Below are 24,084 nucleotides of genomic sequence, written 5' to 3' on the forward strand. Positions count from 1 at the left end.
CACCGCGTGCCGACGATCACTCGCCGCCAGCTCCTGTCCGCCTCCGCCCTGGGGGCCGGTGGTCTGGCCGGGCTCACCGCGTGCGGAGCGGACGGGTCGACGGGATCGCCCGCCCCGCAGGCGCCGAGCACGGCACCGGGGTTCCCGGTGCGCTACGAGCACGTCTTCGGCGAGACCGTCCTGGACGCTCCCGCCGAACGGGTGGCCGTCCTGGGCGTCACCGACGCCGACCCGCTGCTGGCCCTGGGCGTCCAGCCGCTGACGAACACCGGGTACAGCTTCTACCCCGCGCAGGGGCTGGGTCCCTGGGCCACCGACCTGCTCACCGGGGACGTGCTCAAGCTGGCCTCGGACACGCAGGCGAACGTCGAGCAGGTCGCGAGCGTGCGCCCCGACGTGGTCCTGGCCCTGGTCTCCGGGATCGACGAGGCCCGCTACGACCAGCTGTCCCAGGTCGCCCCCGTGCTGGCCCGCCCGAGCGGGTCGGCGCCCTACGCGGCGGACCGGACGGCGACCACGCTCACGATCGCGCGGGCCGTGGGCCGGGAGGCGCAGGGGGAACGGCTGACCGCGGCGGCGGACGCCGCGTTCACCGACGCCGTCGCCGCGCACCCGGAGTTCTCGGGGCGCACCGGGGTCGTCGCCCTGCCCTACGACGGCAGGTACGGCGTGTTCTCGCCGCAGGACGCCCGCGGCGCCTTCCTGCGCGACCTCGGGTTCTCGCTGCCACCTGCCCTGGCCGCCCTGGACACCGGCGACAGCTTCTTCATCGACGTCTCGGCCGAACGGCTCGACCTGCTCGAGGCCGACGTCCTCGTCGTGCTCACCGACGACACCACGCGCGCCGGCGTGCAGGCGGACCGCGTGCTGGCCGACCTGCCCGTCGTGCGGCGCGGTGGTCTCGTCCTGCCCGACCTCGACGTGCGCGGCGCCATGACGTACAACAGCGTCCTGTCCGTGCCCTACGGCGTCTCCCGGCTCGTGCCGGACCTGGCGGGCGCGCTGTCCTGAGCGTCCTCGCGCTCGCGCACCGCCGACGCCAGCGCCCTGCGCGGCAACGCGTACCAGCACAGCAGGACGAGAGCGGCCACCCCGCCCCCGGCGATCCAGCCGGCGACCCGGCCACCGATGACGTCCACCACGAGCGAGACCCCGCCGGAGACGACCAGCCCCACGGTCGCGAGCCCGGCCTTCGCGAACGCGGACCCGGCCCGCACCAGCCGGGCCTTCGACCGCTGCTGGAACAACGCCCGGTGGTACCCCACCGGGGCGATGAACAGCACGACGGCGGTCACCGCGAGCAGCAGGACCACGACGTAGACGGACTCCTGGTACCGGTCGAGCTCCTCGAAGCGGGACTGGAACGGCAGCGTCAGCAGGAAACCCGTCAGCAGCTGCACCCCCGTCTGCACGACGCGCAGTTCCTGGAGGAGCTCGACCCAGTTGCGGTCGAGCCGTTCCGTCGGGGTCTCCCGGCGCAGTCCGCGGTAGAGGTCCTCCGGGTCCTGGGCTCCCGCCACGTCAGGTCCCGCCCGCGACGGCGAGCAGCTTGCCGAGCGTGCGCAGGTTCCGCGTCGTGACGTGCGGCTTCCACCGCGCCGCGCCCGAGAGGCGGGCGAACGGGGTGCCGGTGCTCGCCCCCTTCGGGCAGCGCCAGTACAGGACGTCCCCGGCGAGGGCCACCGACTCCACGTCCGACTCCACGTCGTCCTCCGCGTGCTGGGCGGCGAGCGCCGCGAGGCGCCCGGGGTCGGAGGTGAACACCACGTACGGGTGCGAGCGCTCGTCCTCGCGCGCGAACGGGTACGCCGCGACGACGTCGGCCAGCCGCTGCGGGGTGAGGACCACGACCCACGCCTCGTAGCCGAACGTCGCCCGCAACGCCGCCTCGACCCGGGCGCGCACGTCCTGCGCGCTCGTCCCGTCCTCCGCCTCGAGCGCCACGTTCCCGCTGGCGAGCACCGAGCGCACCCCCGTGAAACCCGCCTCCTGCAGGCAGGCCGAGAGCGCGGCCGAGCGCACGGTCACCCCGTTCACGTTCACCCCGCGCAGGAGCACGACCCACCTCACGCCCCCACCCTGGCGTCCCGCTCCAGCTGCAGCAACCGGCTCTTGGCCCCGGTCCCGCCGGCGTACTGCCCGGTGCTGCCGTCGGAGCGCACGACGCGGTGGCAGGGCACGACCAGCGGCACGGGGTTGCGCGCGCAGGCCGTCCCCACGGCGCGGACCGCGCGGGGGCTGCCGACCTCACCGGCCAGGGCGGCGTAGCTGAGCCGGTCGCCGAACCCGGTGCGCCGCAGGGCCAGGAGCACGGACCGGCGGAAGGTGCCCGTGGCCAGGACGAGGTCGACCGGGACGTCGAACTCGCGCCGCGCGCCGGCGAAGTACTCCTCCAGCTCGCGGGCCAGCGCGTCGAGCCGGGCGGGGGCCCGCAGGACCCGGGGGCTCACGCGCCGGGCCAGCTCCTCCAGCGCCGCGTCGTGGCCCTGCTGCTCGAACGCGACCCGGACGACACCGGCCGTCGTCGCCGCGAGCAGCAGCGGCCCCAGGGGGGAGTCGACCGTCCGGTAGGCGACGTCGAGCACTCCCCCCTCGGCCGCCCGCACCGCCAGCCGCTCGCGCAGCCGCTGCACGAGGAACTCCTCCTCCACGCTCATCAGCACTCCTCGCTCGTCCACGTGCGCCGCAGCGCGGCGATGCCGTCGGCCGCCGCCCGCCGCGCGGCCGCCGGGGTGCCACCCACGAGGGCGGCCACCTCCTCGTACGGCAGGCCGCCCGCGTGGTGGTAGGCCACGCACTGGCGCTGCTTGCGCGGCAGCGCCGCCACGGCGTGCCAGACGTCACCCCGCCCGTCCCCCGGGTGCTCCCCCGTCGACGGCGGCTCGGGCGGCTCGGCCACCGGCACCGCCGCGCGGGCGCGCACCCGCAGCACGTCGACGGCCTTGCGGTGCGCGATCGTCACCAGCCAGGCCCGGACGTCGCTGCCCGGCCGCAGCCGGGGGTAGGCGGTGAGGGCGGCCAGGAACGTCTCCGACCAGGCGTCCTCGGCCGCGTGCTCACCCACCACGGCGCGGCAGACCCGCAGGACCGTCGCCCCGTGCTGCTCGACGACCCGTTCGAAGGGTTCCACCGCTGCTCCCACACCCCACCAACGCTCCACGCGCCCCGGGTGTGAGGTTCCCCCGGGAAGGGCGTGGACAGCCTGCCACGCGGCGGGCCAGGCTCGGGCCATGAGCTCCGTGCGCCTCGGCACCATCGCCCTCGACACCCCCGACCCCCGCGGGCTGGCCGCCTTCTACGGGACGTTGCTGGGGTGGGAGGTCGAGGACTCCTCCGACGAGGAGTGGGTCACCATCAGCGGCGGGTCCGGCGGGGCGCGGTTGTCGTTCCAGCTCGCCGCCGACCACGTGCCCCCGACCTGGCCCGCCGGTCCCGTCCCGCAGCAGGCCCACGTCGACCTGCACGTCAGCGACTACGCCGGCACCGAACCGCAGGTGCTCGCCCTCGGCGGCCGGCTGCTGGAGGACGAGACCGACCACCCGTCGTGGCGGGTCTACGCCGACCCGTCCGGGCACCCGTTCTGCCTGTGCCTGGAGGGGTGAGCACCGGCGGTCACCGCCCGGTGCGCGGGTTCGTGCCCCGGTCGGGGACGGTGCTCGACCCCGAGACGTGGCCCGACCGCGTACCCGCGATCCGGCAGCTGCTGACCTCCGGGCTGGACCTCCCCGGGGGCGTCACCTTCCTCGTCGGCGCCAACGGGGCGGGGAAGTCGACGGTCGTGGAGGCGCTCGCCGGAGCGCTCGGAGCCCACGTCGAAGGAGGTACGGGCGACCACCACGGCGGTCCCGATCGCGGCCGACGCACGGACGGGTCCTCACTGGCCGACCGTCTGCAGGTCGTCCGCGGGCCCGGCGGGCGCCGGGAGACGTTCTTCCTGCGCGCCGAGACGATGCACCGTTTCTACGACTACCTCGAGCAGTCGGACGTCGAAGCGACGGTGAAGGTCGGCTACCAGTACCACTACCGCAGCCACGGTGAGGGGTTCCTGGACCTGCTGGCGAGCCGTTACGTGGCCCGGGCGGGCGTCGTCCTGCTCGACGAACCCGAGTCCGCACTCTCCTTCGAGAACTGCCTCGTGGCAGCGCGTTCCCTGGCCGACCTGGCACGGCGGGGCAAGCAGGTCGTGTGCGCCACCCACTCCCCTGTCCTGACGGCCGTGCCCGGAGCCCGGGTCCTCGAGGTCGACGAGCGGGGGATGACCTCGACGACGTGGGAGGACTTGCGGCTCGTCCACGACTGGCGCTTCTTCCTCGACGCCCCCGAGCGGTACCTGCGGGACGGCAGGTGACCTCGTCCGGAGTCTTCCCCCGCCTTCTCGTCGTCACTGATCGGACGTCTGAGCCCGGACGCGCAGGAGGGCCCCCGCGCGCTGCGCGGGGGCCCTCCTGGACGAGCGGTCAGGCGGTGAGGTCGACCGGCTCGCCGATCGCCTCGGGACGCTCGCACGTCGTGGTCAGCGTCACGGACGTGTGCCCGTCCGCCGCGGCCTGCACCGCCTCCATGATCTCCAGGACGTGCAGCGCGACCTCGTCGCTGGCGCGGTGCGCCCGGCCCGCCTCGACGGCGAGCGCGAGGTCGGCCAGGCCGTAGCCGCGCCCGGAGTCCACGTACCCGGCGGTGGCGCCGGCGTCGACCCAGTTCGCGGCCGGGTCCACGTCGGGACCCGGGGCGGGCGCGGTGGAGGCGGCGAACAACTCCACCGGACCGGAGAACATGTTCGGGTCCGGCACCGAGATCGAGCCGCCGGTGCCGTGCACCTCGATGCGCGGCAGCCGCGCCGCCCACGTGTCGAAGCTCATGACGAGCGTCGACAGGGCCCCGGAGGCGTGCTCCAGGATGCCCGTGATGTGGGTGTCGATGGTGACGCCGAACGACTCCCCGGCCCGCGGGCCGGAGCCGATGGTGCGTTCCTGGGAGGGCCGTGCGGACGCCCCGACGACGCGGACGACCGGGCCGAGCAGGTGCACGAGGGAGGTCAGGTAGTACGGCCCCATGTCGAGCAGGGGGCCGCCGCCGGGCTGGTAGTAGAAGTCCGGCTGCGGGTGCCAGCGCTCGTGACCGGGGGTGGTCATGAACGCGGTGGCCGAGTGCGGCGTGCCGATCTCCCCCGCGTCCACGAGGGCGCGGGCGGTCTGGATGCCGGTGCCCAGCACGGTGTCGGGGGCGCAGCCGACGCGGACACCGGCGGCGGCGGCGGCCTCGACCACCTCGCGCCCCTCGGCGACGGTCATCGCCAGCGGCTTCTCGCCGTAGACGTGCTTGCCGGCCGCGATGGCCTGCAGCGCGACCTCGGCGTGGGTGCGCGGCAGCGTCAGGTTGAGCACCACGTCCACGTCCGAGGAGGCGAGCAGCTCCTCCAGCGACAGCACCTGGGCGCCGTGCTCGTCGGCCAGCGCCTGCGCCCGCTCGGGGACGAAGTCGCTCACCGCGGTGATCTGCAGCTGCGGCAGTCGCTTCAGCGACGCCGAGTACTGCGCGGAGATGACACCGGCGCCGACGACGCCGACCTTCAGCGGGCTGCCCACAACAGGCCCCTCTCGATGATCGTCTTGACGTTCTCGTCCTGCAGGGTGGCCGGGTCGTGGCCGGGGGTGGCCACGAAGACGCGGCCCTTGCCCCACTGCCGGGTCCAGACGGCCGGGGACGTGATCGGGCGCGTCCACGGGTCCCACTCCCGGACCGCCTGCGTCGTCGTGGCGAGCACGTCCACGTAGTCGTCGGACAGGACCCAGTACTGCTCGGTCACGAGGTCGAAGTCCTCGATGCCCTCGGTGATCGGGTGCGAGGCCGCCGCGGGCAGCATGTTGACGCGGTAGGGCACGTAGTTGTCCTGCGGACCACCCTCCCGCTCGTCGGGGTGCTTGCCCGGGTGGCACCCGAACTGCCCCCCGACGAGGGTGAGGTAGTCCGAGTTCGCCCGGTAGGAGTCGGCGATGCCGCCGTGCCAGCCGGCGAACCCGGTGCCGTTCTCGACGGCCGTGCGCAGGCCCTCGAACTCGGCTGCCTCGATGGTGTTCATGGTGTTGCACTGCAGGACGAGGTCCACCGTCGCCATGTACTCGGCGTCGGTGTAGACGGTCGGCGTGGCCTTCGAGCCGGGCCCGAAGTCGGTGCCGAGGTCCTCGACGCGGACGGTGAACCCGTTCGCCTCCAGGTGCGGGATGAACAGGTCGGTGGCCTCGACGGGCGAGTGCCCGTCCCAGCCGCCGCGGACGACGAGCGCCTGGCGAGTCACGGGTGGAACCTTCCGATCACTTGGAGAAGCCGGCGGTGAGGCCGGAGAGGAGCTGACGGCGGCCGACGACGTACAGGACGAGGATCGGCAGCGTGGTGAGGACGACCGAGGCGAGCACGGCCGGGATGTTGACCGAGTACTGACCCTGGAAGGTCCACAGGGCCAACGGCAGGACGCGCATCTCGGCCCGGTCGGTGAGGATCAGGGGCAGCAGGAAGCCGTTCCAGATCTGCAGACCCTGGTAGATCGTCACCGTCACCAGGGCCGGGCGGGTCAGCGGGAACGCCAGGCGCCACATGGTGCCCCACTCGCTGGACCCGTCCATGCGCATCGCCTCGAACAGCTCGTTCGGGACGTCGCGCACGAAGTTGGACAGGATGAGCACCGTCAGCGGGATGGCGAAGGCGATCGAGGGCAGGATCAGGGCCCCGAACGAGTTGTACATCCCGAGCCTGATCATGATCAGGTAGATCGGGATGATCGTGGCCTGCAGCGGGATGGCGAGCCCCATGAGGAACAGGGAGTTCACCAGCTTCAGCCAGCGCCCGGCGCCGCGGACGATGGCGAAGGCGGCCATGAAGGACACCAGCACGGCCGGGACGGTCGCCCCCACGGTCACGATGACCGAGTTGGCGAAGTACCGGATGAAGTCGTTCTCCAGCACGAGCTGGTAGTTGGCCAGCGTCGGCGACGCCGGCGGTGCCATCGGGTTGCTGCCGAAGTAGTTCGCCGACGTCTTGAAGCTCGTGATGACGATCCAGTACACGGGCACCAGGACGATGAGCAGCCACAGCCACCCGAAGGCGCCCCCGAGCCAGTTCTTGCGGTGGGTGGTGCCGTTCTTGGGCGCTCCCGCGGAGCGGCCGCTGGTGCGCACGGGCGCGGTCTGGGTCGCCATCTCAGGCACCTTCCAGTTGCGAGTTGCGCTCACGGCCACCGAGGCGCTGCAGGAGCTGGGCGAGGACGAGACCGACGACGACGAGGATCACCGCGATGGCCGACGCCGGGCCCATGAGGTTGGCGCGGAAACCGGTGAGGTACATGTCCAGGGCCAGGACGCGGGTCGCGTCGTTCGGCCCCCCGGCGGTCAGGACGAAGATCAGGTCGAAGGTCGTGAGCGACCCGACGACCATGAGCGTCGAGGACGTGATCATCGTGTTCTTCAGCTGGGGCAGCGTGATGGAGAAGAACTGCCGCACCCGGCCGGCCCCGTCGATCTGGGCCGCCTCGTACATCGACCCGGGGATCTGCCGGATCGCGCCTTGGTAGATGAGGGAGTGGAACGGGATCCACTGCCAGGCGATGATGAAGATCACGACGCCCATCGCGAGGGTGCCGTCACCCAGCCAGTCCTGCGTGAGGATGCCGAGGTTCAGCCCCGGGCCGAGCCCGAAGTTCGGGTCCAGCAGGGCCTTGTAGGCGATGGACACGGCCGCGGCCGACAGCAGCAGCGGCAGGAAGAACAGGACCGCCAGCACGGCGCGGTAGCGCTGGCTGCCGGAGATGAACACCCCGAGCAGGATCGACAGCGGCGTCTGGGCGATCCACGACAGCACGATGACCAGGAACGTCACCCAGAGGGCGTGCGGGAGACCGGGGTCCGTGAGCACGGCCCGCCAGCTGTCGAACCCGGCGAAGCTGATCGCGCCGATGCCGTCCCACGAGGAGAAGCTCAGGGCGAACACCCCGAACAGCGGCAGGACCGCGAAGGCGACGAAGATCGCCAGCGCGGGCAGCACGAGCCACCCGAGCCTGCCCGTCGACGTGCGCTTGGACGAGGTGACCTTGCCCGAGGCGTAGGTGGGAGCCGTGCTCACGGACGCGCTCACGAGGCGGTCGCCGCGTTCATGGCGGTGGCGAACTCCTGCGGCGTGATGGCCAGGCCGAAGAGCTTCTCGATGTTGTCCAGCAGCGTCTCGGCCTGCGTCGGCGAGAGCGCCTGGTCCCAGGACTGCGCGAACGACGGGGCGTTGGTGGCCAGGTCGTAGACGAACGTCAGCCACTCCTCGTCGTCCAGACCGGCGAACTTGGCGTCGATGCCCTTGACGATCGGGACCTCGCCGCCTTCGGTGATGTACGCCTCGGCCTCCTTCTCCTGGAGCAGGCCGTCCGCGAAGTAGGCCAGGGCGATGTCCTTCTGCTCCTGGCTGGCCTGGGAGGACACCGACACGTACTGGGCCGGGTTGCCGAAGGCGTTCATCGGGTCACCCTTGCCGCCGGCCACCTCGGGGAAGTTCATGTACCCCAGGTTGCCCGCGGAGACGAAGTCGCCGCCGTCGGTCTTCATGCCGCCGTAGGTCCACGTGCCCTGCAGCATCATGGCGGCCCGGTCGGTGTACAGCAGCGCCTGGTCGGCGTTGGAGTCGGCCGTGACCGAGGCGAAACCCGTGATGAAGCCGTCGGCCCGGACGAGGTCCTGCACCTTGGTGAGGGCGTCGATGGCGGCCGGGTCGGTCCAGTTCGGCTGGCCCTCGTAGATGGACTCGAACAGCTCGGGGCCGCCGATGCGGTCGAACAACAGCTCCAGCCACATCATGTTCGTCCAGCGCGACTGCCCGGCCAGCGAGATCGGGGCGATCCCCGCCGCGTTGAACGTCGGGACCAGAGCCATGAGCTCGTCCCACGTCGTCGGCGGCTGCGCACCGACCTGGTCGAAGAGCTTCTTGTTGTAGAACAGCACGATCGGCTGCACCGTCTCGGTCGGCAGCGCGTAGATCTTGTCGTCGACCGTGCCGGCGGCGAACGCGGCGTCGAAGAGGCGGTCCTTGACGGCGGCGTTCTCCTGCAACCACGAGGTGAGGTCGTCGACCTGGTCGGCCTCGACGTAGCTGCGCAGCGTGCCGCCGCCCCAGCCGAAGATGATCGTCGGCGCCTGGCCGGCACCGATGGCCGTCTTGATCTTGGCCTTGTAGGCGTCGTTCTGGAAGGCGCTGGTCTGGATCTGCTGGTCCTCGTGGGCCTCGTTCCAGTCGTCCACCGCCGTCTGGCGGATGCCCTCCTTCGGCTGCCCCGACAGGATCCAGTCGGTCGCCGCACCCGAACCCGCGCCCCCCGGGCCCGAGTCGCCGCAGGAGGCCAGGACGGTGGCGACGAGCGGGGTCGCCGTCGCCAGGGCGAGGAAGGACCGACGCGATGCGCGGTTGTGATCCACAGTGATCTCCGTTGTGCCGAGCCGCAGCCCTGCGGCTGCTCCACCCCGCGGTCCCGGGCGGGACCGCGTCGAACGTGGTCGAAAAGCTTTCGACCACGCTGTCTGGCGATGACCATAAGAGGGCCCCGGTACCGCGGTCAAGCGCTCACCCTCCGGTGGTGGTGCTGCTCGTGCATGTCGTTGCGGGACAACGACAGGTTGGTCTCGAACGCATCTCGAAAACTTTCGAAAGGGGCTGGCGCCCAGGACCGTGCGGGTCGTATGGTCGACGCACTTCGAGTCGAGGAGGACCCGTGCTGGACCGTCCGCACACCCCCGCCCGGTCCAGGGACAAGGCGACCCTGGCCACCATCGCCGCGAGCGCCGGCGTCTCCGTGGCGACCGTCTCCAAGGTCGTCAACGGCCGGGAGGACGTGTCCGCGCAGACCCGCGCCCTGGTGGAGGACCTGCTCGTCCAGCACGAGTACGCGCCGCCGTCGACGCGCCGGGCGGTGGCCGGTCACGCGCTCGTGGAGTTCCTCATCGACGGCGACTTCTCCTCCTACGCCACGGCCGTCGTCGACGGGGTCGTGGAGGCCGCCGCCGGGGCCGACGCCTCGGTCGTCGTCGGCGTCCTGCGCGACCAGCGGGGCGGCCGCTACCCCTCGCCGCCGCGGTCGTGGGCCCGCGGGCTGGCCGCCGCCGGCCGCACCGGCATCATCGTCGTCACCGGTGAGCTGACGGGGGCGCACGTCGACGCCCTCGCCGCGGTGAACCTGCCCCTCGTGGTCATCGACCCGCTGAACCTGCCGCGCCGGGAGGTCACGAGCGTCGGGTCCACGAACTTCACCGGCGGTCTGACGGCGACCAACCACCTGATCGCCCAGGGCCACCGCACCATCGCCTGGGTGGGTGGCCCACCCGGGTCGCAGTGCAACCAGGCCCGCCTGCACGGGTACCGCGCGGCCATGGAGAGCGCCGGGCTCGTCCCCCTCGCCGAGCACGTCCTGAACTCCGACTTCCAGTACGAGGCGGGGCGGCAGCTCGGCGCCCGGCTGCTCACCGGTCCGGACCACCCCACGGCCGTCGTGGGTGGCTGCGACTCGATCGCCCTGGGCGTCATGGAGGCCGCGCGCGCCCTCGGTCTGCGCGTGCCGGAGGACCTGTCCGTCACCGGTTTCGACGACACCGAGCTGGCCGCCATGGCCGCTCCCCCGTTGACGACGATCCGCCAGCCGCTGCGGGAGATGGGCCGGGTGGCCCTGCGGACGGTGCTGCGGATGGCCGGCGGGGACCGCCTGGACTCCCACCACGTCGAGCTCGCCACCGAACTGGTGGTGCGGGGGTCCACGGCTCCGCGGTGAGTTCCGGACCCGTCCGCGGGTCGTGGAGCCGCAGGACCGCGCCGACGGCGTCGTCGAGCTCGTCTAGGACGCCGTGCGCCGAGCCTGCGCCAGCGTGCGCAGGAACTCCTCGACCGCGGCCCGGTCGGCGCTCGTCGCGAAGGGCACCTCGCGGCCGGACAGGACGAGCCGCAGCTCCGGGCCGCCACCGAGCCGCCGCTCGCGGACGGTGCCCGCACCGACGTCGCCGAGGGGCACCGCGGCCACGGAGGCGCCGCCGACGAGCTGGGGACGGGCCAGCCAGAGCTGGACGGTCCCCACGCCGAGCGCTCCCTCGCCGCCCACCAGGCCGCCGCGCAGCGGCAGGGCCGCGAGCAGGTCCTCCCCCGCGCCGACGACGTGGCCCAGGAGCAGCGCGTGCGCCCCGGACGTCACGAGCCCACCACCGCGCGGGCCAGGTCCCGGCGCAGCGCCGGGCGGACGAGCACGTCGACGGCGCCCACCCACTGCTCCACGGCGCCCACCCCCAGCGGTCCCCGTCCCCCGCCCGGCGGCGCGACGGCGCCGGGCAGCGTCTCGACGACCCCGGCGAACGGTCGGTCGTGGAAGGGAGCCGTCGCCGGGCCCGGCGCGGGCACCCCGACCTCCGCCTGCCGGGCGAGCAGCCCCTCCAGCGCCGCGCACAGCCCGGCCTCGCGCTCGCGCCAGTCCCCCGCCGCCAGGGCGCGCGCGAGGTGGGGGGCGACGCGGCCGCTGGGCGAGGACGCGAACACGGTGCCGACCCACTTGGCGTAGGGCGCCCAGACCCGGTCCAGCAGCAACCCCAGCCGGACCGCGGTCTCGGCCAGCCGCGCGGCGATCAGCCGAGACCCCAGGTCGTCCCCGCGCGACCCCGTCCGGCCGACGAGGGGCAGTTCCTGCTCCAGCTGCTGCCAGGCGCCGGCCACCAGGTGCCGCCACACGTCGTCGGGGTACCAGGTCAGCCTGCGCCGCAGCCGTTCCCAGCGCCCCTCGTCGTCGGCGAACACCGGCCCGGCGAGGAGTTCCAGGACGGCCTGCCCCGTGAAGGACAGCCAGTCGGCGGTCGTGGGCTCCTCCTGCGCGCCGATCCCCAGCCGCGCCCGGACGAAGCCGTCCACCGTGGCGACCTCGACGCGGTGCCGGTCGGCGGGGTCCCAGGTGGTCGCGAAGCGGACGGGACGTCCCGCGTGCGTGGCGGGCAGGTCCCGCTCCAGGACGGCGTCCACCGGCCCGACGGACCCGTCCGGGACGAGCACGACGAGACGCAGCCCCCAGTCGTGGTCGCGCGAGACGTCGTCGTCGAGGCCCAGGACGTCCGAGCCGGCCCGCGACGAGCCGGAGGCCCGGGAACTCCCGCCGCAGCAGCGGTCCGACGACCTCGTCGTGGAACCGGCGGGCCAGCTCGGCGCCGCGCGGTTCAGGCACCGGCGCGCACCAGCGGCGCCAGCCAGGCGCGGTAGGCGGCGAAGGTCGCCAGCGCGGCCGCCGTCATCCCCGGCAGGGCGTCGGCCCCGGCCGCCTCGACCGCGGCGGTCGTCTCGCGCCAGCGCCGTCCGGTGCCCTCCCGACCGGTCAGCGACGTGGTCGCCGCCGCCGGGACCCCGGCCGCGACGACGGTCCGCGCGATGAGGCGCCCGCCGAGCGTCGACCCGTCGAGGACGTAGCGGACTCCCAGCGCCGCGGCCCGGTCCGGCACCGCGGGCACGTCGGGGCACTCGGGCAGCCGGGCGAGCTCGGCCTCCGGGACGCCCAGGGCGCGCAGGTCGTCCAGGGCGAGGTCGGCGCGCACCCGCCCCGCCACCTCGAGCGCCGCCGGGTCAGCCTGGGCCTGCTCGCCCAGCGCCCGCTCCAGCGGCGCGAGCAGCCCCCACGTGAGTTCCAGCCACCGGCGGTGCAGCGCGGCGTCCCACGGGCGTTCGAGGACGTCCAGCGCGGAGTCGAGGTCCTCGTGGGCCGCCGCGGTCGCGGACCGCAACCGCGTCAACGACCCTCGCGCCACGCCCACCACCGCTGCCTCCACCCTCGCCACGCCGTGGCGTTCCCGCCGGTTCCCCCCGAAGCTACTGGACCGCACCGCGCCCGGGTTGCCCCCGCCTCGCGCGGGGGGTCCAATGGACGGTGAGCCGTGGTCCAGAGGTGTGCCGCGGAGGGTCCGGAGACGACGGGGTTCCGATGACGACGACCACGACAGCGACCGTTCACGACACCACACCCACCACGACCGGCACGACCGGCGCACCGGCCGGCCCGGTGCTGGACCTGCGCGGGCGGCCCCTGGACGCGCTGCGCCGGGCCTACGACGAGCGCTGGCACCTGGTGGCCGACGACGCGCCGGAGCACCCGACGGGCGAGGACCTGGCGCACAACGCCTTCGAGATCGCCGACCTGGAGGCCCGCTGCCGTCCTGCCGGACGGGGCCTGCCCCGGCGCACGGGGCCGGACCCATCCACCTTCCTCGGCTGAGGTCGCCCCCGACCCGCCACCCGGCCCCGGCCCTTCAGCGGCGTGTCCAGTTCCGCTGGACGAGCCGGTCGACCTCGCGCTGGTCCCCGCCGTCCTGGGCCGCCGTGCCGCTCCGGCGCAGGTCGCCCAGCAGCGCGCTCGCCAGGTCGTACAACTTGACGTTGTGCGTCTGGGAAACCTCGGACAGCTGCCGGAACGCGGCGTCCTCGTCGCAGCGGGTGAGGGCCATGATCGCGCCCTTGGCCATGTCGATGACCGGTCGGCGGGTCAGCGCCGTGCGCAGCTGCGCCAGCTCGGCGCGCAGCGCGCCGACGTCCGTGTCGGTGGAGCGCTCACGCCCGGTGTCGAGGGTGCCCAGCTCCGCGACCCGCCCGTCCTCGTCGTGCATCCTCGTCGCGTCCTCCGGTGCAGGCGGCCCCCCGACCGGTCGGCGGGAGGCGGTTCGCGCAGCGAGGTCTGGGCGGAGCGGAACCGACGAGGATCCTACGACGAACCGGGCTGCTGCACGTGCGGCCCCAGCAGGCTCAGGTCGGCCGGGGACAACCGCTCGGCCGCGGTCGCGGCCTGGTGCCAGTGCGGGTAGCGCAGCGGGACGGCGCTCACGTCGTCGAGGCGGCGGCGCTCGTCCTCGGTCAGCACGAGGTCGGCCGCCGCGAGGTTGTCGCGCAGCTGCTCGTCGGTGCGGGCGCCGACGACGAGGGACGTCACCCCGGGTCGGCCCAGGAGCCAGGCGAGCGCGACCTGCGCCGCCGAGACCCCGTGCGCCTCCCCCGTCCGCACCAGCTCCTCGACGATGTCGAACAGCGCGTCCTCGTCGTGGACGGGTGGTTCGGACCACTCCCCCAGGTGCCGCGAGCCCTCGGGCGCGGACGCGTCGCGGCGGTACTTGCCCGAGAGCAGACCGCCGGCCAGCGGGCTCCACACGAGGATCCCGAGGTCCTGGTCCAGGCTCAGCGGCACGAGTTCGGACTCGGCGTCCCGGGCCTGCAGCGTGTAGTGGATCTGCTGGGAGACGTACCGCTGGTACCCGTGGGCGTCGGAGGTGGCCAGGGCCTTCATCAACTGCCAGCCGCAGTGGTTCGACACCCCGACGTAGCGGACCTTGCCCGAGCGGACGAGGGTGTCGAGCGCCTCGAGGGTCTCCTCCAGCGGGGTCTGCCCGTCCCACTCGTGGATCTGGTACAGGTCGACGTGGTCGGTCCGCAGGCGGCGCAGGCTGCGCTCGACCGACCGGACCAGGTGGTGGCGCGAGGCGCCCCCGTCGTTGGGTCCGGGACCGACGACCATCCGTGCCTTCGTGGCGACGAGGACGTCGTCGCGGCGGGACCCCACCCCCTCGAGCACCTCGCCGGTGATCTCCTCGCTGAGCCCGTCCGAGTAGGCGTCGGCGGTGTCGAGGAGGTTCACGCCGGCGTCGAGCGCGATCTCGACCTGTCGGCGCGCCTGCGCCACGTCGGTGTTCCCCACGGCGGCGAAGACGCCCTTGCCGCCGAACGTCATCGTCCCCAGGGTGATCGTCGAGACGCGCAGCCCCGACCGTCCGAGTCGTCGGTACTCCATCCCCGGAGGCTAGCGCGCGCGCCGGGTCCGTTCCACGGAGAGGGTGCGGACCTGCGCGGTCCCGCTGCGGACGCTGACCTGCCCGCCCTGGAAGTCCTGCACCAGCGCGCCACCGCTGACGCGGACGTCGGAGACGGGGTAGCCGAGGGTCCCGCCCTCCCAGCCGCGCGCGGCCCACGCGTCGCGGACCGCGGCCGGGACGGCGTGCGTGCCCGCGGCCGGGGAGGAGTACACCGAGCCGCCGGTGAAGTGCTGCCCGCCGCCACCCCCGACGAGCCCGCCGAACCACCCCGAGCTCGGGTAGCCCAGGCCCCCGCCCTCCCAGCCCTGCGCGGCCCAGGCGTCCCGGACGGCGCCGGCGACGACGTGCGTGCCGGCGGGGCCGGCGTACACCGAGCCGTTCTGGAAGTGCGCGAAGGAGCCCGCGGGCAGCGCGGCCGACGTGGTCGTGGGGAAGCCGAGCGCCCCGGTCTCCCAGCCGGTCGCGCCGTACCCGGCGAGCACCGCGCCGCCGAGGGCCTGCGCCCCGGTGGCCGCCGACCAGTAGACGGTCCCGCCCTGGAACCGCTGCGCGACCCCGCCCCGGACGCCGAACTCGGCGCCCGTGGGGTACCCCAGCCAGCCGTTCTCCCAGCCGAGGGCGGCCCAGCGCTCACGGATGGCGCCGCGCACCGCGGCCGCTCCCGACGCCGCGCTCCAGTACACCGACCCGCCGGCGAAGTGCTGGCCGTAACCGCCGCCGCGCAGCGGGCCGAGCTCGCGTCCCACCGGCAGGCCGAGGTAGCCGCCGTTCGCGCCCGCCGCGGTGTAGGTCTGCAGGATCGCGCCCTTGACGGGGACACCGGCGTAGCTGCGCGAGCCGTCGGGGTTCTGCGCCACCAGCGGCGTGCGGCGCGGGGAGCCGAAGTCGGCCACCCAGTAGGAGCGCCAGACGGTCCGGCCGCGGGAGAACAGCGTCGTGTAGACGAGCCCGATGCCGACGGCGGTGTACTGCGGGTCCTGCAGCACGGCGCGGTGCGGGTCGGACTTCATCCAGGTGTCGACGGCGAGGTCGCCGTTCTCCAGGCCGCGGGTGTCGGCGTTGCCCATGTCGGCGGTCGCGACGATCTCGCCCCACCGGGGGAAGTCGGACAGCAGCCTGCCGAGGTCCGGGTTGTGCTTCATGCCGTCGCCCTGGCCGAGCACGTCGGCCCAGTCCTGGGCGACGGTCGCCAGCGTGGGGTCCAGCGTCAGCGCCGGGGCCCCGACGGCCGCGCGCTCGCGGTTGAGGCCGTCGAAGATCTGCTGCTGCTGGGTCGGCGCCGGGACGACCGGCTGCAGCACCTGGACGGGTCCGGCCGCGGCGGCGGGCGCGGCGGTCGCCACGTCGACGGCCACGCCTGCGCACGGCAGCGCCACGAGGGCGGCGAGCACGGGCGCCAGCACGGGGGCGAGCCGGGAGCGGCGCGGGGTCAGCCTGGTCACCCAGGAGGTGTCGTCCCCGCACCGCGGTCACGACAGAGCCCGCCCGGGGTGCCTCCTCCCGGGCGAGCCGCCGTCACCCCCCGTGACCACCTGCGCTACGCCTGCGCGGGTCCCTCGATCGCCGCGCGTCGCTGCTGGGCCGCCCGGACGCGGTCGACGTCGAGCTTGGTGGACCGGTCGAAGGAGTAGATCCCGTTCTGCTCCTGGAAGACGTCGGTCAGCTGCGTGTAGCAGTAGCCGAACACCAGCGGGTCGTCCAGCAGGACCCCGGTCAGCCCCTCGAAGCGGTGGTGGAACTCCTCCTCGGTGCGCGGCGGCTCGCCGTAGCCCCACGAGGACGCGGCACCGCGGTCGACGTCGGGGTCGCTCGCCGCCACGTCGGGCCGCCACCAGATCCCGCCGAACTCGCTGCAGAACCACGGCTGCCCCTGGTAGGGCAGGGACCAGGGTTCGCCGTGGGCGCCGTGGTTGGTGTCGGGCTGCCCCACGGCCAGGCCCGACACCTCGCGGGCGAACCGGGCCGGGTCCTGCGTGTAGTTGTGCGAGTCCCACACGTCGGACTCCAGGACGCGGTGGGAGTAGCCGGAGGCGTCCAGCACCGGGCGGGAGGTGTCCATGGCCTTCGCGGCGAGGAACATCGCCCGGGTCACGTCGTCCAGCACCTGCCCGCGGTCGGTGAGCGGCTGGCGCGTCTCGTTGAGCCCGCACCACCCCACGATCGAGGGGTGGGAGTGGTCGCGTTCGAGGGCCTCCAGCCACTGGCTGACGAAGTTCGGCGTCGGGCGCTGGTGCTCGCCGCGCTCGGAGGTGCCCTCCTCGACCGCGCCCCAGTCGCCGAACTCCCCCCACACGAGGTACCCGAGCCGGTCGGCGTGGAACAGGAACCGCTCCTCGAACACCTTCTGGTGCAACCGGGCGCCGTTGAACCCCGCCGCCAGGGCCAGTTCGACGTCGCGGCGCAGCGCCTCGTCGCTCGGGGCGGTCATGATCCCGTCGGGGTAGTACCCCTGGTCGAGCACGAGGCGCTGGAACACCGGCCGGCCGTTGAGCAGGACGGCCTCGCCGTCGATGCTCACCGACCGCAGGCCCGCGTACGTCTCGACGGTGTCCACCACCTCCCCGGCCGCGTCGGTCAGGGTGATCGTGACGTCGTACAGGTGCGGGTCGCCCGGTCCCCACAGCCGCACGCGGTCGGCGGGCACCGGCAGGGTCAGGCGGGGTGAGAGGTCCAGGTCGGCGCGCACGCTCGCCTCGGCCACGACGCCCGCACCGTCGCGGACCTGCGCGTGCAGCGTCCAGCCCGCGCGGTCCCCCACCGTCCCCGTCCCGCTGCGGCGCAGCGGCTGCTCGAGGTGGAACGTCGAGCCGGCCACGTCCGGGGTGATGCGGGGCCGGGCCAGGGACACGTCGGGCACGGGTTCGGCCCAGACGGTCTGCCAGATCCCGGTCGTCCGGGTGTAGAGGCACTCGTGGTTCTCGTAGCGGGTGGACTGCTTGCCGCGGGCCTGCGGCCCGTGCCGGTCGTCGCGGGCCCGCACGACGATGCCCACCTCGCCGCTGCGGTGGCCGAGGTCGGCGGTGAAGGGCGTGAAACCGCCGCGGTGCCGGACGACCTCCACCCCGTCCACCCACACCGTCGCGTCGTGGTCGACGGCACCGAAGTGCAGCAGCGTGCGGCGCCCGGCCCACCCGGGCGGGACGGTGAACGTGCGCCGGTACCAGACGGCCGACAGGAAGTCGGTGGCGCCGACGCCGGACAGCTCCGACTCCGGGGCGAACGGGACGGTGATGGTGCCGGCCAGCGGCCGGTCGCGCAGGCCGCGCTCGAGCCCGGAGTCCCCCGCGTCCACCTCGAACTCCCAGGGACCGTTGAGGGTCGACCAGTCGGCGCGGACCACCGAGGGCCGGGGGTGCTCGGGGCGCGGGGTGTCGGGCACGGACGTCTCCTCGTCGATGACGGTGTCGCTGCCCGGCCAGTCTCACCGACGTCCGTACATCGTTGCAAGCGTGAGGTCGCACGAAGCTATGCAGCGTTGCAAACGCGTGCTAAGTTCCGCAGCACTGATCGGGACAGAGCGGTTCTCGGTTCTCGACCAGCCGGTGCCGCCACCCGGTGACCACCGACCGCCAACGACGGCAGGGACGGACACGCGTGAACAGTCATCCCCCGACACCGGGGCCCAGCAGCCCCCTCAGCCGACGCTCCCTCCTGCGCGGCGGGCTCGCCGCCGGGGGCCTCGGCCTGGTCGCCGGCACCGCGGGCTGCGGTTCCCCGCTGGCCGCCGGCCTGGCCGGCACGCAGCTGAACCCCGGGACCGTCACCTTCTGGAACCTCTTCGGGGGCGGCGACGGCGCCCGGCTGCAGACCATGCTGGACGAGTACCGCCGCCAGCAGGGCAGCGCGGACTCCCTCGTCGCCGCCACCTTCGCCTGGGGCAACCCCTACTACACGAAGGTGTCGCTGGCCACGTTGGGGAACAAGCCGCCGGACGTCGCGGTCTCCCACCTGACCCGGGCCTCGAACCTCGCGGCGGCGGGCCTGCTGGAACCGATCACCGACGAGGTGCTGGCCCTCGCCGGCCTGTCGGCCGACGACTTCAGCCAGACGGCGTGGGAGGCCTCGCAGTACGAGGGCACGGTCTACGCCATCCCGATGGACACCCACCCCTGGGTCCTCTTCTACAACACCGACGTGTGCCGTGCCGCCGGTCTCCTCGGCCCGGACGGGCTCCTGGCCCCGATCCAGGGGGTGCAGGGCTGGGAGGACGCGCTGACGGCGGGCAAGGAGGCCTCCGGCGGGTTCGGGGCGACGACGGCCACGGTGGCCGACGACTCGAACAACTGGCGCTTCTTCAGCACCCTCTACCACCAGCGGGACGGCAGCACACCCCTCATCGACGACGACGGGTTGTCGGTGACCATGGACGACGCCCTGGCGACCGACACCCTGGCGACGATGCGCAGCTGGGTGGAGAAGGGGCTCATGCCGGCGACCGTCGACACGCCCGGCGCCGAGACCCTCATGTTCACCGGCCGGTCCGCGTTCTTCATGAACGGGGAGTGGGAGGTGACGACCGCCCAGAGCATCGAGGGCCTGGACTTCGGCATGACGGCCTTCCCCACGCTCTACGACACCCCGGCCGTGCAGGCGGACTCGCACGCCTTCATCCTCCCGCGCATGGAGCGCTCGACCGAGCAGCTCCAGCGCGCCATGGGGTTCGTCAAGTCGATGCTCGACCAGGGGATCACCTGGGCCGAGGGCGGGCACGTCCCCACGTACCTGCCGATCTACGACAGTCCCGGGTACCGGGCCATCGAGCCCCAGTCGAGCTACGCCGACACGGTCGACTACGCCGTCTACGACCCGGCCGCCTGGTACTCCGGCTCGGGGTCGAACTTCGAGACCGTGGTGGGTTCGACCGTCGGGTTGGTGCAGCAGGGGCTCACGACCCCGCAGGCCGCGGTCGCCAGCATCCGCTCGACGCTGGAGACCTACGCGAACACCCCGAACCCGCTGTGACGACCCCGCCCGCCCCCGCCCCTGGAGACGACCACCGATGAGTGCACACACCGTCGGCGCACAGCCGGCTGTCCCGACCACCCCGAGCCGTGACGCGGGTGCGGCCGGAGGCCGGCAACGCTCGGCCTGGCTGTTCATCGCCCCGTTCGCGTTCTTCTACCTCTGCTTCCTGTTCGGCCCGGCGCTCTACATGTTCGTCGCGAGCTTCTTCGACGCCTCCATCGTCAAGAGCGGCCTGGGCAACTTCATCGGCCTGGAGAACTACGCCTCGCTCGTGCAGTCGAGCGCCTTCTGGTCCTCGATGTGGCACACCCTGCAGTTCACGCTGTACACGGTGCCCCCGCTGGTGGTCCTGTCGTTCGTCTTCGCCGTCCTGGCCAACCGGATGCCGCGCGGGCAGACGTTCTGGCGGCTCGCCTTCTTCACCCCCTACATCCTCCCCTCGGCCGCGATCTCCCTGATCTGGGTGTTCATCTACACCGCGGACACCGGGCTGTGGGCGACGGTGCAGAAGTGGTTCGGCGACGACACGCCGACGCCCGTCCTGGGGACACCGAGCATCGCCATGGTCGGCATCGCGGTCGCGACCGTGTGGTGGACGATCGGCTTCAACTTCATCCTCTACCTGGCCGGTCTGCAGGACATCCCCCGCGAGCTGTACGAAGCCGCCGCGATCGACGGCGCGACCCCGTGGCAGCAGATCCGGCACCTCACGATCCCGCTGCTGAGCCGCACGACGACGCTCGTCCTGCTGCTGCAGATCATCGCCAGCCTGAAGATCTTCGACCAGGTCTACCTCATGACCAACGGGGGCCCGGGCACCAGCACCCGCACCGCCCTGCTCTTCATCACCGACACCGGTTTCACCGACTACCGCATCGGCGCGGCGGCCGCGGCCTCGTTCCTGCTCTTCCTGGTCATCGTGACCATCGCCGTGATCCGCCAGCTCGTCGAGCGCGCTCAGCAGAAGGGAGCCTGACATGGCGACCACGGACGTCCCCGGCAGCCGCCGTTCCGGCATCTCGGCCGCAGCGCCGCCACGTCGAGCGGGCCGGGTCGGCACCAACGGCGGCAAGAACTTCAACCGCGTGGCCGGGGTCCTCCTCGCGGTCTGCGCCGTCATCTGGCTGATCCCCAGCCTGTGGGCGATCAAGACCTCCTTCACCGCCAACGCGGTGTCCGCCCTGGGCACCCAGGCGATCCTGCGCGACCTCAACCCGACGTTGGCGTCCTACTCGTCCCTGCTGGGCGGCGGTGACCTGTGGAACTGGTACCTGGCCAGCTTCATCACCTCGACCCTGTCCGCGGCGCTCGTCGTGACCTTCGCCTCGATGGCGGCGTTCGCGATCTCCCGGATGCGCTTCCGCGGCCGCAACGTCGTCTTCGTGCTGCTACTGGCCGGGATCATGGTCCCGGCCGACGTGCTGATCATCCCGATCTTCCAGCTGCTGAACTCGGTGGGCCTGCTCAACACCTACTGGGCGGTCATCTTCCCGCAGGTCTCCAGCGTCATCGCGCTGTTCGTCTTCAAGCAGTTCTTCGACGGGCTCCCCAAGGAGCTGGAGGAGGCCGCCCGGCTGGACGGCGCGTCGAACTGGCGCATCTACCGCTCGGTCATCATGCCCCTGTCGCGTCCGGTCCTGTCCGCGATGGCGATCGTCACGTTCGTGGGCGTCTGGAACAACCTCATCCTGCCGCTGTTCGTCCTGTCCAACCCCGACCTCATGACCATCCCCGTGGGCCTGGCCACCGTCCAGGGCTCCTTCGGGCAGCGGTTCTCCGACATCCAGGCCAGCACCATCCTGGGCGCGTTGCCGCTGGTCGTCCTGTTCGTCATCTTCCAGCGCCGCATCGTCGAAGGTGTGGCCGGAACCGGTCTGAAGGGCTGAACCACCCGTGACAACACTCGATGGAGTCGTCGACCTCGACGTCTCCGGAGCCACCATCAACCGCCACCTCTACGGGCACTTCGCCGAGCACCTCGGCCGCTGCATCTACGAGGGGTTCTGGGTCGGGGAGGACTCCGAGATCCAGAACTCCGGAGGCATCCGCGACGACGTCGTGCAGGCCCTGAAGGACATCGCCGTCCCGAACCTGCGCTGGCCGGGCGGCTGCTTCGCCGACGAGTACCACTGGATGAACGGCGTCGGCCCGCGCGAGGAGCGCCCCTCGATGGTCAACACCCACTGGGGTGACGTCGTCGAGGACAACTCCTTCGGCACGCACGAGTTCATGCGGCTGTGCGAGCTGCTCGGCGCCGACCCGTACGTGTCGGGCAACGTCGGCTCCGGCACGGTCGCCGAGATGAGCGACTGGATCGAGTACCTCACCCGGTCCGGGGACGCCCCGATGTCCCGGCTGCGCCGGGAGCACGGCCGGTCCGAGCCGTGGAAGGTGCCCTTCTGGGGCATCGGCAACGAGAACTGGGGCTGCGGCGGCAACATGACCGCCGAGCAGTACACCCAGCTCGCGGCGCAGTTCGCGACGTACTGCCGCAACCACGACGGCAACGAGCTGTACCGCATCGCGGCCGGACCGAACCGGGACGACTACCACTGGACCGAGACGCTGATGAAGTCGATCAGCAGCCTGGGCGGCCCGGCCCGCACGCCCAAGCACAACGGCTGGCAGGCCCTGTCGTTCCACTACTACACGCACGCCAGCGACGACTGGCAGCACAAGGGCTCGGCGACGGAGTTCACCGCCGCCGAGTACCACGAGACCATGGTCCGGGCCTGGCGCATCGACGAGATCGTCCGCGGCCACGTGCGGGTCATGGACGCCTACGACCCCGAGGCCGCCGTGGGGCTCGTCTGCGACGAGTGGGGCACCTGGTGGGACGTCGAGCCCGGCACCAACCCCGGGTTCCTGTTCCAGCAGAACACCCTGCGGGACGCCCTCGTGGCCGGTCTGCACTTCGACGTGTTCCACGAGAACGCCCGCCGGCTGGTCATGGCCAACATCGCGCAGACGGTGAACGTGCTGCAGGCCATGGTCCTCACCGACGGTGCGCGGATGGTCCTCACGCCCACGTACCACGTGTTCGCCATGAACGCGGGGCACCAGGACGCCACGTCCCACCCCGTCCAGGTGAGGTCGGCGGACGCGGCGTACGAGGGCGAGCAGGGGTCCTACCGGACGCTGACCACGACGGTCAGCTCCAAGGACGGTTCGGCCCTGGTCTCCCTCACCAACCTCGACGTCGACGGCCCGGCCACGGTGCGGCTGGCCCTGCGCGGCAAGGTCTGGGAGGTCGCCCGCGCCCGGGTGCTCGCGGCCCCCTCGGTCCAGGCGCACAACACGGTGGAGGCACCGGACGCCGTCGCCCCCGCGCAGTTCGACGGCGCCCGGCGCGAGGGCGACACCCTCGTCGTCGACCTGCCGCCGCACTCGTTCGCGACGGTCGAGCTCACGCTCTCGTGAGCCTCAGACCGTCGTGAGCTCACGGGTCCGCAGGACCCCGGCCAGCGCCCCGGACGGCAGCCCCCTGCCGTCCGGGCGCGGCCAGTGCACGCACACCTCGTCGTAGCCGGCCTCGGCGAGCGCCGTCGCGAACCGCGGCCAGTCCGCGTACGCGCCGCGCTCGTCGAGGCCGAGCAGCGCCACCCGGCGCACGTCCCCCGCTCCACCCAGCGCGGCGAACCGCGCGATCGGCGCCGTGAACCGGTCGATCGCCTCCTGCGCCCCGTCCCCGGGCGCGGGTTCGCCCTCCCCGTAGGTGACCCACCCCTGACCGAGCCCGGCGGCGAAGCGCATCCCGCGGGGTCCGGCGGCCGCCACCGTCAGCGGCACCCCGGCGACCGGACCGGGGACGTTCCGCGCGTCGTGCGCGGTGTAGCGCTCCCCCCGCACGTCGGTGACCCGCTGCGACAGCAGCGTGCGCAGCAGCAGCGTCCACTCCTCGAAACGGTCCTGCCGCTCGCGCGGCGTCAACGGCGGCACCCCGAGGACCGACGCGTCGTGCGCGGACGTCCCCGCCCCCACCCCCAGCTCGACGCGGCCGCCCGAGAGCTGGTCCAGCGTCATGACCTCGGCGGCGAACGTCACCGGGTGGCGGTAGTTCGGCGACGCCACGAGCGTGCCCAGGCGGACCCGGTCCGTCGCGGTCGCGGCGGCCGCCAGCAGGGGCACGGCGGCGTACCAGGGGCCGTCGCGCAGGTCCCGCCAGGAGAGGTGGTCGTAGCTGAAGACGGTCCGGACCCCGCCGTCCTCGGCGGTCCGGGCGGTGTCGGCGAAGGCGTGCGGGTGCAGGTCGTTGAGCACGACGCAGGAGAGGTCCACCCCCCGC

26 protein-coding genes are annotated in these 24,084 nt (G+C 73.0%); 9 read left to right on the forward strand and 17 right to left on the reverse strand.

All coding sequences use genetic code 11. From position 1 onward, the window contains the following. Positions 1-6 precede the first annotated feature (6 nt). Positions 7-1,011, forward strand: a complete 1,005-nt coding sequence (locus tag AB2L28_RS02210; protein ID WP_370717079.1) for an ABC transporter substrate-binding protein — start codon at positions 7-9, stop codon at positions 1,009-1,011. Here AB2L28_RS02210 and AB2L28_RS02215 read toward each other — a convergent pair. The 4 genes from AB2L28_RS02215 to AB2L28_RS02230 are packed head-to-tail and all read right to left on the reverse strand — an operon-like array spanning position 963 to position 3,130. Next, positions 963-1,520 carry a DUF6328 family protein gene (locus AB2L28_RS02215; RefSeq protein ID WP_370717080.1) on the reverse strand — a complete coding sequence of 186 codons (558 nt, stop codon included), beginning with the start codon at positions 1,518-1,520 and terminating at the stop codon, positions 963-965. The two genes, AB2L28_RS02210 and AB2L28_RS02215, sit on opposite strands and share 49 nt — an antisense overlap. A 1-nt stretch (position 1,521) precedes the next feature. Further along, positions 1,522-2,070 carry a DUF1697 domain-containing protein gene (locus tag AB2L28_RS02220; protein WP_370717081.1) on the reverse strand — a complete coding sequence of 183 codons (549 nt, stop codon included), beginning with the start codon at positions 2,068-2,070 and terminating at the stop codon, positions 1,522-1,524. Further along, complete coding sequence (locus AB2L28_RS02225) at positions 2,067-2,657, reverse strand: methylated-DNA--[protein]-cysteine S-methyltransferase (protein ID WP_370717082.1); 591 nt, start codon at positions 2,655-2,657, stop codon at positions 2,067-2,069. The genes AB2L28_RS02220 and AB2L28_RS02225 overlap by 4 nt, the downstream gene beginning before the upstream one ends. Beyond that, positions 2,657-3,130 carry an RNA polymerase sigma factor gene (locus tag AB2L28_RS02230; RefSeq protein WP_370717083.1) on the reverse strand — a complete coding sequence of 158 codons (474 nt, stop codon included), beginning with the start codon at positions 3,128-3,130 and terminating at the stop codon, positions 2,657-2,659. The genes AB2L28_RS02225 and AB2L28_RS02230 overlap by 1 nt, the downstream gene beginning before the upstream one ends. 100 nt (positions 3,131-3,230) lie before the next feature. Here AB2L28_RS02230 and AB2L28_RS02235 point away from each other — a divergent pair, with 100 nt between their 5' ends. Continuing rightward, positions 3,231-3,602, forward strand: a complete 372-nt coding sequence (locus AB2L28_RS02235) for a VOC family protein (RefSeq protein ID WP_370717084.1) — start codon at positions 3,231-3,233, stop codon at positions 3,600-3,602. Continuing rightward, on the forward strand, positions 3,599-4,348 hold the full coding sequence (locus AB2L28_RS02240) for an AAA family ATPase (protein ID WP_370717085.1): 750 nt from the start codon (positions 3,599-3,601) through the stop codon (positions 4,346-4,348). The genes AB2L28_RS02235 and AB2L28_RS02240 overlap by 4 nt, the downstream gene beginning before the upstream one ends. 109 nt (positions 4,349-4,457) lie before the next feature. On the opposite strand, the gene AB2L28_RS02245 is transcribed toward AB2L28_RS02240, so the two are convergent. From AB2L28_RS02245 to AB2L28_RS02265, 5 genes are read right to left on the reverse strand one after another with little or no spacing between them, the layout of a single operon-like run. Beyond that, the gene (locus AB2L28_RS02245; protein WP_370717086.1) at positions 4,458-5,585 is read right to left on the reverse strand and encodes a Gfo/Idh/MocA family protein; all 1,128 of its coding nucleotides are present in this window, start codon (positions 5,583-5,585) and stop codon (positions 4,458-4,460) included. Further along, entirely contained in the window at positions 5,570-6,295 is a 726-nt protein-coding gene (locus AB2L28_RS02250; protein WP_370717087.1) for a ThuA domain-containing protein, read from the reverse strand. The genes AB2L28_RS02245 and AB2L28_RS02250 overlap by 16 nt, the downstream gene beginning before the upstream one ends. Positions 6,296-6,311: 16 nt before the next feature. Beyond that, a complete protein-coding gene (locus AB2L28_RS02255; RefSeq protein ID WP_370717088.1) occupies positions 6,312-7,193 on the reverse strand; it encodes a carbohydrate ABC transporter permease in 882 nt (293 codons plus the stop codon). Between the two features lies 1 nt (position 7,194). After that, the gene (locus AB2L28_RS02260; RefSeq protein WP_370717089.1) at positions 7,195-8,112 is read right to left on the reverse strand and encodes a carbohydrate ABC transporter permease; all 918 of its coding nucleotides are present in this window, start codon (positions 8,110-8,112) and stop codon (positions 7,195-7,197) included. Between the two features lie 8 nt (positions 8,113-8,120). After that, positions 8,121-9,446: an extracellular solute-binding protein gene (locus AB2L28_RS02265; RefSeq protein ID WP_370717090.1), complete on the reverse strand. Its 1,326-nt coding sequence runs from the start codon at positions 9,444-9,446 to the stop codon at positions 8,121-8,123. 293 nt (positions 9,447-9,739) lie between these two features. On the opposite strand from AB2L28_RS02265, the gene AB2L28_RS02270 reads away from it, so the two are divergent. After that, a complete protein-coding gene (locus tag AB2L28_RS02270) occupies positions 9,740-10,789 on the forward strand; it encodes a LacI family DNA-binding transcriptional regulator (protein ID WP_370717091.1) in 1,050 nt (349 codons plus the stop codon). Positions 10,790-10,852: 63 nt separating this feature from the next. On the opposite strand, the gene AB2L28_RS02275 is transcribed toward AB2L28_RS02270, so the two are convergent. The 3 genes from AB2L28_RS02275 to AB2L28_RS02285 all read right to left on the reverse strand — a co-directional run bounded on the left by AB2L28_RS02275 (position 10,853) and on the right by AB2L28_RS02285 (position 12,794). Next, entirely contained in the window at positions 10,853-11,203 is a 351-nt protein-coding gene (locus tag AB2L28_RS02275; RefSeq protein ID WP_370717092.1) for a hypothetical protein, read from the reverse strand. After that, positions 11,200-12,045, reverse strand: coding sequence for a DUF4037 domain-containing protein (locus AB2L28_RS02280; RefSeq protein ID WP_370717093.1), 846 nt, complete (start codon positions 12,043-12,045; stop codon positions 11,200-11,202). The genes AB2L28_RS02275 and AB2L28_RS02280 overlap by 4 nt, the downstream gene beginning before the upstream one ends. A gap of 161 nt (positions 12,046-12,206) precedes the next feature. After that, positions 12,207-12,794 carry a heme oxygenase gene (locus AB2L28_RS02285; RefSeq protein WP_370717094.1) on the reverse strand — a complete coding sequence of 196 codons (588 nt, stop codon included), beginning with the start codon at positions 12,792-12,794 and terminating at the stop codon, positions 12,207-12,209. 167 nt (positions 12,795-12,961) lie between these two features. On the opposite strand from AB2L28_RS02285, the gene AB2L28_RS02290 reads away from it, so the two are divergent. Then, positions 12,962-13,252 (forward strand): hypothetical protein, encoded by a 291-nt coding sequence (locus AB2L28_RS02290; RefSeq protein WP_370717095.1) that lies wholly within the window; start codon positions 12,962-12,964, stop codon positions 13,250-13,252. A gap of 34 nt (positions 13,253-13,286) precedes the next feature. Here the strand turns inward: AB2L28_RS02290 and AB2L28_RS02295 are convergent, their stop codons facing one another. The 4 genes from AB2L28_RS02295 to AB2L28_RS02310 all read right to left on the reverse strand — a co-directional run bounded on the left by AB2L28_RS02295 (position 13,287) and on the right by AB2L28_RS02310 (position 18,213). Then, a complete protein-coding gene (locus tag AB2L28_RS02295) occupies positions 13,287-13,640 on the reverse strand; it encodes an ANTAR domain-containing protein (RefSeq protein WP_370717096.1) in 354 nt (117 codons plus the stop codon). Positions 13,641-13,735: 95 nt separating this feature from the next. Continuing rightward, positions 13,736-14,812 (reverse strand): aldo/keto reductase, encoded by a 1,077-nt coding sequence (locus AB2L28_RS02300; RefSeq protein ID WP_370717097.1) that lies wholly within the window; start codon positions 14,810-14,812, stop codon positions 13,736-13,738. 9 nt (positions 14,813-14,821) lie between these two features. Then, positions 14,822-16,276, reverse strand: a complete 1,455-nt coding sequence (locus tag AB2L28_RS02305) for a CAP domain-containing protein (RefSeq protein WP_370717098.1) — start codon at positions 16,274-16,276, stop codon at positions 14,822-14,824. Positions 16,277-16,371: 95 nt separating this feature from the next. Continuing rightward, positions 16,372-18,213 carry a glycoside hydrolase family 2 protein gene (locus AB2L28_RS02310; RefSeq protein ID WP_370717099.1) on the reverse strand — a complete coding sequence of 614 codons (1,842 nt, stop codon included), beginning with the start codon at positions 18,211-18,213 and terminating at the stop codon, positions 16,372-16,374. A 215-nt stretch (positions 18,214-18,428) separates the two neighbouring features. Here AB2L28_RS02310 and AB2L28_RS02315 point away from each other — a divergent pair, with 215 nt between their 5' ends. The 4 genes from AB2L28_RS02315 to AB2L28_RS02330 are packed head-to-tail and all read left to right on the forward strand — an operon-like array spanning position 18,429 to position 23,219. Beyond that, a complete protein-coding gene (locus tag AB2L28_RS02315; RefSeq protein ID WP_370717100.1) occupies positions 18,429-19,796 on the forward strand; it encodes an extracellular solute-binding protein in 1,368 nt (455 codons plus the stop codon). A 37-nt stretch (positions 19,797-19,833) separates the two neighbouring features. Then, positions 19,834-20,775 (forward strand): carbohydrate ABC transporter permease, encoded by a 942-nt coding sequence (locus tag AB2L28_RS02320; protein ID WP_370717101.1) that lies wholly within the window; start codon positions 19,834-19,836, stop codon positions 20,773-20,775. A 1-nt stretch (position 20,776) separates the two neighbouring features. Next, on the forward strand, positions 20,777-21,685 hold the full coding sequence (locus tag AB2L28_RS02325) for a carbohydrate ABC transporter permease (RefSeq protein WP_370717102.1): 909 nt from the start codon (positions 20,777-20,779) through the stop codon (positions 21,683-21,685). A gap of 7 nt (positions 21,686-21,692) precedes the next feature. Further along, entirely contained in the window at positions 21,693-23,219 is a 1,527-nt protein-coding gene (locus tag AB2L28_RS02330; protein ID WP_370717103.1) for an alpha-N-arabinofuranosidase, read from the forward strand. A 3-nt stretch (positions 23,220-23,222) separates the two neighbouring features. Here the strand turns inward: AB2L28_RS02330 and AB2L28_RS02335 are convergent, their stop codons facing one another. Beyond that, a complete protein-coding gene (locus AB2L28_RS02335; protein ID WP_370717104.1) occupies positions 23,223-24,077 on the reverse strand; it encodes an LLM class flavin-dependent oxidoreductase in 855 nt (284 codons plus the stop codon). Positions 24,078-24,084: the final 7 nt, after the last annotated feature.

The sequence above is a fragment of the Kineococcus mangrovi genome (genome assembly GCF_041320705.1).
GTDB classification, from domain to species: domain Bacteria; phylum Actinomycetota; class Actinomycetes; order Actinomycetales; family Kineococcaceae; genus Kineococcus; species Kineococcus mangrovi.

What these genes read in the sequence shown, in the direction of transcription:
- AB2L28_RS02225 (WP_370717082.1), bottom strand. Translation starts at nt 2,657, where the DNA reads ATGAGCGTGGAGGAGGAGTTCCTCGTGCAGCGGCTGCGCGAGCGGCTG.
- AB2L28_RS02235 (WP_370717084.1), top strand. Translation starts at nt 3,231, where the DNA reads ATGAGCTCCGTGCGCCTCGGCACCATCGCCCTCGACACCCCCGACCCC.
- AB2L28_RS02255 (WP_370717088.1), bottom strand. Translation starts at nt 7,193, where the DNA reads ATGGCGACCCAGACCGCGCCCGTGCGCACCAGCGGCCGCTCCGCGGGA.
- AB2L28_RS02290 (WP_370717095.1), top strand. Translation starts at nt 12,962, where the DNA reads ATGACGACGACCACGACAGCGACCGTTCACGACACCACACCCACCACG.
- AB2L28_RS02295 (WP_370717096.1), bottom strand. Translation starts at nt 13,640, where the DNA reads ATGCACGACGAGGACGGGCGGGTCGCGGAGCTGGGCACCCTCGACACC.
- AB2L28_RS02300 (WP_370717097.1), bottom strand. Translation starts at nt 14,812, where the DNA reads ATGGAGTACCGACGACTCGGACGGTCGGGGCTGCGCGTCTCGACGATC.
- AB2L28_RS02320 (WP_370717101.1), top strand. Translation starts at nt 19,834, where the DNA reads ATGAGTGCACACACCGTCGGCGCACAGCCGGCTGTCCCGACCACCCCG.
- AB2L28_RS02325 (WP_370717102.1), top strand. Translation starts at nt 20,777, where the DNA reads ATGGCGACCACGGACGTCCCCGGCAGCCGCCGTTCCGGCATCTCGGCC.